Source organism: Sphingomonas sp. CROZ-RG-20F-R02-07, from assembly GCF_022662335.1.
GTDB lineage: Bacteria > Pseudomonadota > Alphaproteobacteria > Sphingomonadales > Sphingomonadaceae > Sphingomonas.
In genome coordinates this window covers 379,167-390,725 of record NZ_JAKNQJ010000003.1, presented here as the reverse complement: position 1 = coordinate 390,725, position 11,559 = coordinate 379,167, and the positions used below count along the sequence as shown (strand labels likewise).

The 11,559-nt window shown below is 70.2% G+C and carries 13 protein-coding genes and 1 tRNA gene; 8 read left to right on the top strand and 6 right to left on the bottom strand.

The features are described from left to right. Window positions 1–93: 93 nt before the first annotated feature. A complete protein-coding gene (locus tag L8H00_RS07640) occupies window positions 94–1,377 on the bottom strand; it encodes an MFS transporter (RefSeq protein ID WP_242096684.1) in 1,284 nt (427 codons plus the stop codon). After that, complete coding sequence (locus L8H00_RS07635) at window positions 1,374–1,697, bottom strand: antibiotic biosynthesis monooxygenase (RefSeq protein WP_242096683.1); 324 nt, start codon at window positions 1,695–1,697, stop codon at window positions 1,374–1,376. The genes L8H00_RS07640 and L8H00_RS07635 overlap by 4 nt, the downstream gene beginning before the upstream one ends. A 141-nt stretch (window positions 1,698–1,838) precedes the next feature. On the opposite strand from L8H00_RS07635, the gene L8H00_RS07630 reads away from it, so the two are divergent. Continuing rightward, window positions 1,839–2,453, top strand: a complete 615-nt coding sequence (locus L8H00_RS07630) for a methyltransferase (RefSeq protein WP_242096682.1) — start codon at window positions 1,839–1,841, stop codon at window positions 2,451–2,453. A 13-nt stretch (window positions 2,454–2,466) separates the two neighbouring features. Here the strand turns inward: L8H00_RS07630 and L8H00_RS07625 are convergent, their stop codons facing one another. After that, entirely contained in the window at window positions 2,467–3,666 is a 1,200-nt protein-coding gene (locus tag L8H00_RS07625; protein WP_347340716.1) for a phosphatidylserine/phosphatidylglycerophosphate/cardiolipin synthase family protein, read from the bottom strand. An 81-nt stretch (window positions 3,667–3,747) separates the two neighbouring features. On the opposite strand from L8H00_RS07625, the gene rpoZ reads away from it, so the two are divergent. Beyond that, the gene (gene rpoZ, locus L8H00_RS07620) at window positions 3,748–4,092 is read left to right on the top strand and encodes a DNA-directed RNA polymerase subunit omega (RefSeq protein ID WP_242096681.1); all 345 of its coding nucleotides are present in this window, start codon (window positions 3,748–3,750) and stop codon (window positions 4,090–4,092) included. Between the two features lie 252 nt (window positions 4,093–4,344). On the opposite strand, the gene L8H00_RS07615 is transcribed toward rpoZ, so the two are convergent. Next, window positions 4,345–5,001, bottom strand: coding sequence for an RlmE family RNA methyltransferase (locus tag L8H00_RS07615; RefSeq protein WP_242096680.1), 657 nt, complete (start codon window positions 4,999–5,001; stop codon window positions 4,345–4,347). Beyond that, window positions 4,998–6,038: a Ppx/GppA phosphatase family protein gene (locus L8H00_RS07610; protein ID WP_242096679.1), complete on the bottom strand. Its 1,041-nt coding sequence runs from the start codon at window positions 6,036–6,038 to the stop codon at window positions 4,998–5,000. Before L8H00_RS07610 ends, L8H00_RS07615 begins: the two co-directional genes overlap by 4 nt. A 155-nt stretch (window positions 6,039–6,193) precedes the next feature. Here L8H00_RS07610 and L8H00_RS07605 point away from each other — a divergent pair. Continuing rightward, window positions 6,194–6,267 (top strand) — tRNA-Gln (locus L8H00_RS07605). Window positions 6,268–6,309: 42 nt separating this feature from the next. On the opposite strand, the gene L8H00_RS07600 is transcribed toward L8H00_RS07605, so the two are convergent. Next, window positions 6,310–6,912, bottom strand: coding sequence for a TlpA disulfide reductase family protein (locus L8H00_RS07600; protein ID WP_242096678.1), 603 nt, complete (start codon window positions 6,910–6,912; stop codon window positions 6,310–6,312). A 31-nt stretch (window positions 6,913–6,943) separates the two neighbouring features. On the opposite strand from L8H00_RS07600, the gene argH reads away from it, so the two are divergent. Genes argH through L8H00_RS07575 form a run of 5 tightly spaced genes read left to right on the top strand, consistent with a single transcriptional unit; the run spans window position 6,944 to window position 11,555 of the window. After that, window positions 6,944–8,305, top strand: coding sequence for an argininosuccinate lyase (gene argH / locus L8H00_RS07595; protein ID WP_242096713.1), 1,362 nt, complete (start codon window positions 6,944–6,946; stop codon window positions 8,303–8,305). A 2-nt stretch (window positions 8,306–8,307) separates the two neighbouring features. After that, window positions 8,308–8,559, top strand: coding sequence for a hypothetical protein (locus L8H00_RS07590; RefSeq protein WP_242096712.1), 252 nt, complete (start codon window positions 8,308–8,310; stop codon window positions 8,557–8,559). A gap of 10 nt (window positions 8,560–8,569) precedes the next feature. Beyond that, window positions 8,570–9,835 carry a diaminopimelate decarboxylase gene (lysA, locus tag L8H00_RS07585; protein ID WP_242096677.1) on the top strand — a complete coding sequence of 422 codons (1,266 nt, stop codon included), beginning with the start codon at window positions 8,570–8,572 and terminating at the stop codon, window positions 9,833–9,835. Continuing rightward, the gene (locus tag L8H00_RS07580) at window positions 9,832–10,608 is read left to right on the top strand and encodes a bifunctional precorrin-2 dehydrogenase/sirohydrochlorin ferrochelatase (protein WP_242096711.1); all 777 of its coding nucleotides are present in this window, start codon (window positions 9,832–9,834) and stop codon (window positions 10,606–10,608) included. Before lysA ends, L8H00_RS07580 begins: the two co-directional genes overlap by 4 nt. Continuing rightward, a complete protein-coding gene (locus tag L8H00_RS07575) occupies window positions 10,605–11,555 on the top strand; it encodes a zinc transporter ZntB (protein ID WP_242096676.1) in 951 nt (316 codons plus the stop codon). The genes L8H00_RS07580 and L8H00_RS07575 overlap by 4 nt, the downstream gene beginning before the upstream one ends. Window positions 11,556–11,559 lie beyond the last annotated feature (4 nt).

Genomic DNA, 11,559 nt, shown 5'->3' with positions numbered 1-11,559 from the left:
TCTTTTCCGATGCGTCGGATCGGACGACATCCATCCGACGATGTGCGGCGTTTTATGCGGGTACGGCCGGTAGCGATCCGCCGCCACTCCGCATCACCGCTTCAAAGCCGCCATCCCGTAGCCGCACAGCATCACCAGCGCGGCACCGGCGGTGAGGTAGGGCAGCGCATGCTGCGCCTCGTACAGCGCCACGCCGATCGAGGGGCCGAGGACGAAGCTGGCGCCGTTGACGCTCGTTACGCGCCCCGCGACCGAACCCTGGCCCGCGCTTCCCACCGCGAGCGATGCGCCGGCGGTGAAGCCCGGGCGGGTGAAGCCGAAGCCGAGGCTGGCCAGCGCATAGGCGGTGGCGATGCCGTAGAGCGAGGTGGCCAGCCCCGTCAGCGCGCAGCCGACCGCGGCGATCGCGGCGCCCACCAGGATCAGCCGGCGCGGCGACAGGTCGAGCGTGGGGATGATCCCCCATTGCACGAGCAGCGCGGCGCCCGCCCCCATCATCAGCACGATCCCGGTCGGCTCCAGCGCGGCGATCGGCGCGAGGTGAAGCCGGTCGATCACCAGAAAGCCGATCGCCTGGCTCGTCATCGTCTGCGCATGGCCCGCCACCAGCCCGGCGATCATCCAGGCGCGGATGCGGGGATCGGTATAGCCGACCGGCTCGGCATGCGGCTCGGTCGCCGCGGCGACGCTCGCGCCGGTGGGGGCGCCGCCGATCGAGGGATAGGCGCTGCTGGCGCCGCGGCTGCCGCCTTCGCCCGGCCGATCGGCACGCAGGCTGAGCCGCACCGTCAGCCACACGGCGATCCCGAACAGCGCGGCGAGAAAGGCGGGGCCCGCCAGCCCGATCTCGACGCCGCCGATCGTGCCGAGGATCAGATAGGGCGCGACCGCGGGGCCGAGGATGGTGCCGAGCCCGAAGGCGGAGGCGAGCAGGGTGAGCGCCCGCGTCCGCTCGTCACGCGTCGTCTCGCCCGCCACCAGCGCCTGCACAGCGGGCGGCGCCGCCGATCCGAACAGGCCATAGACGAGGCGACCGCCGATGAAGCAGGCAAAGGCGGTGGGGCCCGCGATCCAGTGGTTGATGCCGGCCGCCAGGAACAGGCCGCACAGCGTGAGCGACAGCGAAAACCCGCCGAGACCCAGCAGGATCATCGCGCGCCGCCCGAACCGATCGAGCCGGTTCGCCCAGAACGGCGCGGCGATCACCCACAACAGCGCCGAGACGGAAAAGGCCGCGGCCGTCTCGCGGTCGGCCACGCCCAGCGAGCGGCTGAGCGCGGGCAGGATCGATTGCAAAGCGGTGTTGCCGCCCGCGATCGTCAGCATCACGAGGAACATCAGCGCGAAATTGCGGTCGAAGCGCGGCGCCCGCGTCATTCGCCGGGCCCCGCATAGCTGCGCGCGACGGTGGCGACCGCGACGCTGTAGCGATCATACCAGACCGTACGCCCACGCGCGCGAATCGCGGCATGCGCCGGGTGCGCGCGCCAGGCGGCCGCAGCGGCCTCGTCCGTCCAATAGCTGACGGTGATGCCCAGCCCCGCGGCATCGCGAACGCTGTCGATCCCGCGATAACCCGGCTGCACGCGCGCGAGCGCCTCCATCGCCGCTGCCGCCGCCGCATAGCCTTCGGCATCCGAGTCGGAGCGCTGCGACACGAAGATCACCGCCGTCTGCCCTGTGCGATCCGCCATCATCCGCCCCGCGTAGGATGCTTCCTTCCTGAAACAAAGCGTCACGATCGGGCCGCGCGTGCAACCCACGGCCTTGAACATCGTTCGGCAAACGTGCGACGGGAGGACCTGTTGCCCGCGCTTGCGGATCAGGTAAGGAAGCCGATGCCCAGTTCGACCACCGCCGCCCGCCGCGCCCGAAGCCGCGCCGCCGGCGTCCCCTCGCCCTGGCAGATGTTCTTTTCCGGTTTCCTGAAACATCCCGTCATGGTCGGATCGATCGTGCCGTCGTCGGACAAGCTGATCCGCAAGATGCTCGATCGGGTGGACTGGGCCAATTGCAAGCTGTTCGTCGAATATGGCCCTGGCGTGGGCACCTTCTGCCGCCCGATCCTCGACCGGATGGCGCCCGATGCCAAGCTGATCGCGATCGACACCAATCCCGATTTCATCCGCTATCTGCGCCACACCATAACCGATCCGCGCTTCGCCGCGGTGGGCGGTTCGGCGGCGGACGTCGCGCAGATCGTCGGCGATCACGGCTTCGCGCATGCCGATTACATCCTGTCGGGTCTGCCCTTCTCCACGCTGCCGCCCGGCGTCGGTCCGGCGATCGCGGCGGCGACGCATGCCACGCTTCGCCCCGGCGGCGCGTTCCTCGTCTATCAGTTCAGCCCCAAGGTGAAGGATTTCCTCACCCCGCATTGGCAGACGATCGATCACGACATGGAATGGTGGAACGTGCCCCCCGCCCAGCTCTATTGGGCCTGGAAGGACTGAGCGCGCGCGCGGCTTATTCGTCGATACCGAAATTCAGCCCGCGCGATACGCCGGGATCGAGCACCGCGATCAGCAGATAGGCGCCGAACTGGCGCAGGCGCTGCCACCACCCCGTTCGCGCCTTGTAGAGCGCGGCGGTCACCTCGCCCGAATCGGCGATCTCGCCCTCGACATAGGCGCGGACATGATCGGCGAACGCCGCATCCTCGATCCGCAGCATGAGTTCGAGGTTGATGAACAGGCTGCGCATGTCGAAATTGGCGGATCCGACATGCACCGCCGAATCGATCACGTATAATTTGGTGTGGAGCTTGGTGGCGGCATATTCGAAGATCCGCACGCCCTTGCGCAACAGCCCGGCATAGGTGAAGCGCGCCGCTGCGATGGTGGCGTTGTTGTCCGATTTCGCCGCGGTGACGATCCGCACGCCCGCGTCGCGCCGGCCGGCCCGGTCGAGCCGCCGCAGCATCGTCGGGCTTGGGGTGAAATAGCCGGCGATCACGTCGATCCGGCTCGCCCGGCGCATATCCGTCCGCACCGTCCGCGCCCAGGGCGACAGCCGCCGCGTCGGGCCGCCGATCAGCCAGCGCAACGGCCCGTCCGTCTCGCTATACCGGGTCAGCGCGTGATTGAGGTGGCGCAGCTTGCCCTTGGGGCGCATCACCCATTCGTGCAGCGCATCGAAATAGGGCGACATCCGCCCCGCCGCGGCGCCTTCCACCACCAGCCCCAGATCGCGCCAGGCGGCATCCTCGGGCTTGCCGAAATAATCCTCCTCGATGTTGAAGCCGCCGATCATGATCCGCGCGCGCCCGGTTTCGCCATCGGCCAGCAACAATTTCTGGTGGTTGCGCAACAGATAGCGCCGGCCGAGCCGGGGCGAGAAGACGCACACCGTGATGCCCGCCTCTCGCAGGCGCGCGAAGGCGACGTGGCGCTCCGCCTCCTCGCTGCCGAAGCCGTCGACGATCAGCGTGACTTGCACCCCGCGCCCGGCGGCGGCGATCAACGCGTCGCCAAAGGCGCGGCCGGCCGCATCGTCGGCATAGATGTAATAGAGCGCGCGCAGGCTCGTCCGCGCGCCCTCGACCGTGGTGATCAACGCCGCCCAGCGCGTGGCGCCCTCGGTCAGGAGGGTCAGCCGGTTGCCGTCGACGGTGAAGCTCGGTTCGCTCATCGCGCCGTGATGGACCGCGGCCGCCCGGCACGGCAAGGCGAAATCCTTGACTTGCGGGCGCGCGGCCGCTAGCGAAACCGGCTTCCACCCATCGTCGTTTGCGAAGGAAGCGTTACCATGGCGCGCGTCACCGTCGAAGATTGCGTCGACAAGATCCCCAACCGCTTCGACCTCGTGCTGATGGCCGCGCAGCGCGCCCGCCAGATCTCGGGCGGTGCGGACCTGACGATCGATCGCGATCGTGACAAGAATCCCGTCGTCGCGTTGCGCGAGATCGCGGAGCAGACGGTGCGCCCGGCGCATCTTCAGGAATCGGTCATCTCGGGCCTGCAGCGCGTGCAGCAGGACGATGACGACGAGGCCGATGCGATCGGCAGCCTGGCCGCCTCGGCCGAGGCGCTTCGCCTCACCGCCGCCGCCCCGCCGCGGAACCAGAATCTGGGCGGCGATTACGAAGCGTGAGGTAGGTCGCTAGCATTTGCTAGCGACCGTTCGGCTCAGGCCGAACCGAATGCCGGCCGGCGAGGGGCCTGCGTGCCCCTCGACCGACGCCGCGGCTTCGCCGCGGCGCGAACGCTTGTAGCGGGATGCTACCTACAAGCGCGCTTTTATACCACTCCCCCTCCATTGGCCCCGCCGCGGCGAAGCCGCATCGTCAGACGGGCTTTGCCCGCTGGCCGGGCCGGAAATTGCGCTGTGCGCATCGGCAGGCGCCTACTTCCGGCCTTGCGCGACCACGAACCATTCCACCGATCCCTTGCGGCTCGCCGGTGGCTTGGCGTGCTTTACGCTCGTGAAATTGCGCTTCATCTCGGCGACGAGCTGCTGGTCCGCACCGCCGGCGAAGACCTTGGCGACGAACGCGCCGCCCGGCGCCAGCACGTCGCAGGCAAAGGCCAGCGCCGCCTCCACCAGCGCCATCGTGCGCAGCGCGTCGGTCTGCGGATGGCCGACCGTGTTGGCCGCCATGTCCGACAGGACAAGGTCGGGTGCGCCGCCGAGCGCCTCGATCAGCCGGTCGGGGGCGGCATCGTCCATGAAGTCCATCTGGAAGATCGTCACGCCCTCGATCGGATCGACCGGCAGCAGGTCGATGCCGACGATCGCCGCCTTGGGCACCTGGCGGCGCAGCACCTGGCTCCAGCCGCCCGGCGCCAGCCCCAGGTCGACCACCCGCTTCGCGCCCTTAAGGAACGCGAATCGCTCGTCCAGTTCGATCAGCTTGTACGCGGCGCGGCTGCGATAGCCCTCGGCGCGTGCGCGCTTCACATAGGGGTCGTTCAACTGGCGTTCGAGCCAGCGCGTCGATCCCGCGGTGCGCCCGCGCGCGGTCTTCACGCGGGTATGGCCGCCGCCACCGCCGCGGCTCACGGCCGGGGGGTTCCCATGAGCCGGCGCAGGATGCCCTCGCGAATGCCGCGATCGGCGATGCCGAGCCGTTCGGCTGGCCATAGGTCCATGATCGTCTCCAGGATGGCGCAGCCCGCCACCACCAGGTCTGCGCGCTCCTGCCCGATACAGGGCACACGCGCGCGCTCCTGGATCGACATGCGCGAAAGGTCGCGGCTGATGTCGCGCATCGCCGCCGAGGGCACGATCAGCCCGTCCACCGCGGACCGGTCGTAATGGCTCAGATGCAGGTGGACGCTGCCGAGCGTCGTCACCGTGCCGCTGGTGCCGAGCAGCCGTGGCGAACGCACGTTTCGCGGCAGGCGGCGCGCGAAGGCGGCGAAACTGTCCATCACCAGCGCGCGCATCCGGGCATAGGCGTCCGCACGCCCCGCTTCGCCCTCGCCGCCGCCCGCGCTTTCGGTCAGCGAGACGACGCCCCAGGGCGCCGAATGCCAGTCGAGCACGCGCGGCATCGGGCCCGAGGTGTCGATCAGCACCAGCTCGGTCGATCCGCCGCCGATATCGAAGACGAGCGCCGGATCCTCGCCCGGTTCGATCAGCGCGTGGCAGCCGAGCACGGCGAGCCGCGCCTCCTCCTCCGCCGAGATGACGTCCAGGTGGATACCCGTCTCGGCCAGCGCGCGGGCGATGAAGGCGGGGCCGTTGGTCGCGCGGCGGCATGCCTCGGTCGCGACCGAGCGTGCGAGCGTCACGTTGCGGCGCTTCAGCTTGTCGGCGCACACCTTCAGCGCCGCGAGCGTGCGGTCGATCGCCGCATCGCTCAGCTTGCCCGAGGCGGCGAGCCCCTCGCCCAGCCGGACGATGCGCGAAAACGCATCAACGATCGCGAAACCGGGCCCTTGCGGACGCGCGATCAGCAGTCGGCAATTGTTGGTGCCCAGGTCGAGCGCGGCAAAGGCCTGCGCATCGGACCATCGCCCGCGCATCGGGCGGGCCGGAACCGGACGGGCAGGGCTGTCCTGCCGGTACGGCATTCGGGCGGATTCGTCCCCCATGCCGCGGTGCTCGCTATTCTGTTATGCCGGCGCGGGCACGATGCCCGTTCGGTGCTTGGCCACAGATGTAGCGCAGGCAAGGCCTTGCGACAAGGCGAGCCGCCGAACCCCGTTGACAGCCCCGGACACCCCGCCTAGAGCCGCGCCGCTGCCGTTGCCCCGTCGTCTAATGGTAAGACTGCGGTTTCTGATACCGCCTATTGAGGTTCGAATCCTCACGGGGCATCCAGCGCCCACTCCCGCATCGATACCCGCCCGCGGCGACGCCGCGTTACGACGCCTCCGCGATCAGCTTGGCGGCCTCGGGCGTGTTCCAGGCGTTGCCGCCGGTCATCCGCCATACTTCGTGGCCCGTCGAATCGATCAGGATCGTCGTCGGCAGGTTGGCGCGATAGGCCAGGCTGAGGCCGAGCTTCGGATCGAGATAGGGTGTAAGCGCCTTGAAGGCATGCGCGGCGAAGAACGGCGCCACCTTGGCCTTGCCGTCGAGATCCTGGCTGACCGTCAGCACCGCGACGCGCCCCTTCAGCCGCTGGGCGGCAGCATCGAGCGTCGGCATCTCCGCGACGCAGGGCGCGCACCACGTCGCCCACAGGTTCAGCAGCACGGGCTTGCCGCGAAACGCCGCGAGCGTGACGGGCTTGCCCTCGGGATCGGTGAAGGCGAGCGCGGGCGGGGTCTCGCCCTTGTGGCTGCGATCGAGCTTCTGCGCCGGGGCGGCGGGCGCCGCGGGGGCGGTGGCCTCGTCGCTGGCGGCCACGATGTTGGCGGCGGGCGTCGGCGTCGCTTGCTCCGGCGCGGGCGATTTCCTATCGCAGCCAGCGGCCATGAGGCCGATGCCCAGGAGACAGGCGATAGCGGCGCGCGAGGACATGGTCGGTTCCACGGGGGACGGCTCCAATGCGATGTGGGGCGGCCGCTTCGCGGAGGGGCCCGCAGCGGTGATGCGCGAGATAAACGCGTCCATCCCCTTCGACAAGCGGCTGTGGCGCCAGGACGTGGCGGGCAGCAAGGCGCATGTCGCGATGCTCGGCGCGCAAGGGATCGTCTCGGCAGAGGATGCCGCCACGATCGCCGCCGGGCTCGATTCGGTCGCGGCCGATTATGCCGCGAACGGCGTGGCGGAGGATCTCGCGCTCGAAGACATCCACATGCAGACCGAGGCGAAGCTCGCCCGGCTGATCGGCCCCGTCGCCGGGCGGCTCCACACCGCGCGTTCGCGCAACGACCAGGTCGCGACCGATTTCCGCCTGTGGGTGCGCGATGCGATCGACCAGGTGCTCGCCGCGCTCGCCGGCTTCCAGGCGGCGCTGCTGGCGCGCGCGGACGAGCATGCCGCCAGCGTCATGCCGGGCTTCACGCATCTGCAATCCGCGCAGCCGGTCACGCTCGGCCATCACCTGATGGCCTATCATGCGATGATCGCGCGCGATGCCGGGCGCTTCGCCGATGCGCGCGCGCGGATGAACCGCTCGCCGCTCGGTTCCGCGGCGCTGGCGGGCACGGGCTTTCCGATCGACCGCGCGATGACGGCCAGGGCGCTCGGCTTCGACGGGCCGATGACCAATTCGCTCGACGGCGTGTCGGACCGCGATTTCGCGATAGAATATCTCACCTGCGCGACGCAGACCGCGCTGCACCTGTCGCGGCTGGCGGAGGAGTTCGTGCTCTGGGCGTCGCAGCCCTTCGGCTTCGTGGCACTCAGCGACCAATGGTCGACGGGCAGCTCGATCATGCCGCAGAAGCGCAACCCCGACGCCGCCGAGCTGGTGCGCGGGCATAGCGGCCGGATCATGGGCTGCATGACCGCGCTGATGGTGACGATGAAGGGCCTGCCGCTCGCCTATTCCAAGGACATGCAGGACGACAAGCCGCCGGTGTTCGAGGCGCACGACCTGCTCGCGCTGTCGATCGCGGCGATGACCGGCATGGTGGAGAGCGCGACCTTCCGCACCGACCGGATGCGCCGCACCGCCGAGGCGGGTTTCGCTACCGCGACCGATCTGGCCGACTGGCTGGTGCGCGAGGGCGGGTTGCCGTTCCGCGAGGCGCATCACGTCACCGGCCGCGCGGTGAAGCTGGCCGAGGGGCGCGGCGTCGCGCTCGACGCGCTGCCGATCGCCGACCTGAAGGCGATCGATGCGCGGATCGACGAACGCGTCTATGGCGTGCTGTCGGTGGACGCATCGGTCGCCAGCCGGACGAGCTTCGGGGGCACCGCGCCCGACAATGTCCGCGCGGCGATCCGCGCGGCACGGGGGGAATGACGATGCGGCGCTGGCCGATCCTGGCGATCACGATAGGGGGCGCGCTGGCGCTGACCGGATGCGGCTCGGCGGCGGCGCTCAAACCGCCGGCGGGGCAGGCGCTGCCGGTCGCGCCTTACGGCGCGCGCACGACGCCCACGCCCAAACAGCTGCTCACCCCCACGACGCAGCAACGCCCGCAGCGCAGCGACGAGCTGCTCACCCAATCCCAGGCCCGCCGCAGCGACGAGTTCGATTTGCCGCCGCCAAACTGACGAGGGTCCGATGGACCATTTCCACGAACAGGGCGGCATCCTCCATGCCGAGAACGTGCCGCTGACCGCGATCGCCGAAGAAGTCGGCACGCCCGTCTATGTCTATTCCGCGGCGACGTTCCGCCGTCACGCGCGCGTGTTCCGCGAGGCGCTCGCCGCGGCCGGGCCGCGCGTCCACATCGCCTATGCGATCAAGGCCAATCCCAATATCGCGGTGCTCCGCCTGCTTGCCGACGAGGGTTATGGCGCCGACGTCGTCTCGGCCGGCGAGATGGCGCGGGCGCTGGCGGCGGGGATCCCGGCCGCGCACATCGTGTTCTCGGGCGTGGGCAAGACGCGCGACGAGCTGGGCCGTGCGCTCGATGCGGGGATCGGCCAGTTCAACCTGGAGCTGGAGGAAGAGGGCGTCGTGCTTGCCGCCCTGGCCGCCGAGCGCGGAATCGTCGCGCCGGCGGTGCTGCGCGTCAATCCCGACGTCGATGCCGGCACCCACGCCAAGATCTCCACCGGGCGCAAGGAGAACAAGTTCGGCGTGCCGATCGACCAGGCGCCGGGCATGTTCGATCGGCTGGCCGGGCTCGAGGGATTGGACCTGCGCGGCGTCGCGATCCATATCGGCAGCCAGCTCGCCGATCTGGCGCCGCTGGAGGCCGCCTATGCGCGCGTCGGCGAACTGGTCGGCGAACTGCGCGGCGCGGGGCACGCGATCACGCATGTCGATCTGGGCGGCGGCCTGGGCGTGCCCTATCGCCCCGACGACGTGTTGCCGAGCCCGGCGGATTATGGCGCCATGGTCGCCCGCGCCACCGCCGGCTGGGACGTGACGCTGATGTTCGAGCCGGGCCGGGTGATCGCGGGCAATGCCGGGGTGCTGCTCACCAGCGTCATCTGGGTCAAGCCGGGCGTGACCCACCCCTATGTCATCGTCGATGCCGCGATGAACGATCTCGCGCGCCCGGCGCTGTACGACGCGTTCCACGATTTCGTCGCGGTGAAGCCCTCGGGCGCGCGGATGACGGCGAACATCGCCGGGCCGGTGTGCGAGAGCGGCGACACATTCGCCATGGGCCGCACGATCGATGCGGTCGCGAGCGGCGATCTGGCCGTCTTCCGCACCGCCGGCGCTTACGGCGCGACGATGGCGAGCACGTACAACAGCCGCGCGCTGGTGCCCGAGGTGCTGGTGGACGGCGACCGGTTCGCGGTCGTGGCGGATCGGGTGAGCGCCGAGACGCTGATCGCCGCCGAACGCGTGCCGGAGTGGCTGAAGCGGTGACGCTCCACAGCCTGCCGCTGTTCGTCAGGCTGGCAGGCCGGCCGGTGATCCTGCTCGGCGCGGGCGAGGGGGCCGACGCCAAGCGGCGGCTGCTCGAACGCGCGGGCGCGGCGATCGTCGGCGAGGCAGGCGTGGCGGCGCTCGCGATCGTGGCGATCGAAGATGAGGACGAGGCGACGGCGGCGGTCGCGCGGTTGAAGGCGCGCGGCGTGCTGGTCAACGCGGTCGACCGGCCCGATCTGTGCGATTTCACGCTGCCCGCGATCGTCGACCGGGCGCCGGTGCTGGTCGCGATCGGCACCGGTGGCGTGTCGGCCGGGCTGGCGGCCGCGCTGCGCCAGCGGCTGGAGGCGCTGCTGCCCGCCTCGCTGGGCGCGCTGGCGGATTCGCTGTTCGCGGCACGGGCACGGCTGCGCAGCGCGTTCCCGGATCCGGGCGAACGCCGCCGGGCGCTCGCCCGCGCCATGGCGGCGGGCGGCGATCTCGATCCGCTCGGCCTGAATCCGGACGTGGATGGCTGGCTGGGCAGCGATGATGCGCGCGACCGGGCTACGGGCGAGCGGGTGTGCATTCGCCTGGGCTCCACCGATCCCGACGAACTGACGCTGCGCGAGGCGCGCGCGCTGGCCAGCGCCGACCGCGTGTATCACCGCCCCGACGTGCCGCCCGCGATCCTGAACCGCGCGCGCGCCGATGCCGCGCGAATCGCTTGCGCCGCGCCGCCGTCGGATGTGGAACCCGGCCTGTCCGTCGATGTGGAGATGATGCGGTGAGCGGTTTCGGATTCCGGATCACGGGCGGCGAGGCGGTGCGCGTGGACGTGAAGGAGGCGCTGGGCTGCACCGCCGATCTCGTCTGGGTGCATCTGTCGACCAACGCCGAAGCCGCGCAGACCTGGCTGCGCGACGAGGCGAAGCTGTCCGATTACGTCGTCGATGCGCTCACCGCCACCGAGACACGGCCGCGCTGCGAGGCGTTCGGCGACGGCGCCTATCTCAACCTGCGCGGACGCAGCGACGAGCAGCTCGACAGTTCGGACCTGCTCGCCTCGGTGCGGATCTGGGCGGTGAAGGGGCGCGTCTTCTCGGTCACGCGCAAGCGCGTCGTGGCGGTGGGCGCGGTCGAAAAGGTGGTGGAGGCCGCCGAGATCCGCGATCCGGGCGATCTGATCGCCGCCTTCGCCACCGCGATCACCGAGGATCTCGATCCCGAGGTGGCGGCGCTGGGCGACCAGCTCGACGATTGCGAACAGGCGCTCGATGCCGACAAGGTCTTCGAACTGCGCCGCACCGTCACCCGCGTGCGCGTCGCCGCGATCGGCTATCGCCGCTTCCTCAGCCCACAGCGCGCCGCGCTGGAGAAGCTGGCGAGCCTGCCGGGCGAATGGCTGCAGGACGACGACCGGCTGCATCTCGCCGCCGCCGCCGACCGCGCCGCGCGCATGGCCGAGGAGCTGGAGGCGATCCGCGAGCGATCCTCGCTGACTCACGAGGCGCTGACCGACCTGCGCGCCGAGCAGATCGATCGCCGCACGCTCGTCATCTCGATCGTGGCGATGGTGTTCCTGCCGCTCACCTTCATCACCGGGCTGCTCGGCATGAACGTGAAGGGCATCCCCTATGCCGACGAGCCTTGGGCGTTCGACGGGGTGATGGCGTTGTGCACGGTGATCGCGGTCGTCATCACGCTCTATTTCGTCCGGCGGCACTGGTTCCGCTGAACCG

Excerpts from the sequence above, each read along its gene's own strand:
- L8H00_RS07640 (WP_242096684.1), bottom strand. The coding sequence starts at position 1,377 with ATGACGCGGGCGCCGCGCTTCGACCGCAATTTCGCGCTGATGTTCCTC.
- L8H00_RS07635 (WP_242096683.1), bottom strand. The coding sequence starts at position 1,697 with ATGATGGCGGATCGCACAGGGCAGACGGCGGTGATCTTCGTGTCGCAG.
- L8H00_RS07630 (WP_242096682.1), top strand. The coding sequence starts at position 1,839 with ATGCCCAGTTCGACCACCGCCGCCCGCCGCGCCCGAAGCCGCGCCGCC.
- rpoZ (WP_242096681.1), top strand. The coding sequence starts at position 3,748 with ATGGCGCGCGTCACCGTCGAAGATTGCGTCGACAAGATCCCCAACCGC.
- L8H00_RS07610 (WP_242096679.1), bottom strand. The coding sequence starts at position 6,038 with ATGGGGGACGAATCCGCCCGAATGCCGTACCGGCAGGACAGCCCTGCC.
- L8H00_RS07600 (WP_242096678.1), bottom strand. The coding sequence starts at position 6,912 with ATGTCCTCGCGCGCCGCTATCGCCTGTCTCCTGGGCATCGGCCTCATG.
- argH (WP_242096713.1), top strand. The coding sequence starts at position 6,944 with ATGTGGGGCGGCCGCTTCGCGGAGGGGCCCGCAGCGGTGATGCGCGAG.
- L8H00_RS07590 (WP_242096712.1), top strand. The coding sequence starts at position 8,308 with ATGCGGCGCTGGCCGATCCTGGCGATCACGATAGGGGGCGCGCTGGCG.
- lysA (WP_242096677.1), top strand. The coding sequence starts at position 8,570 with ATGGACCATTTCCACGAACAGGGCGGCATCCTCCATGCCGAGAACGTG.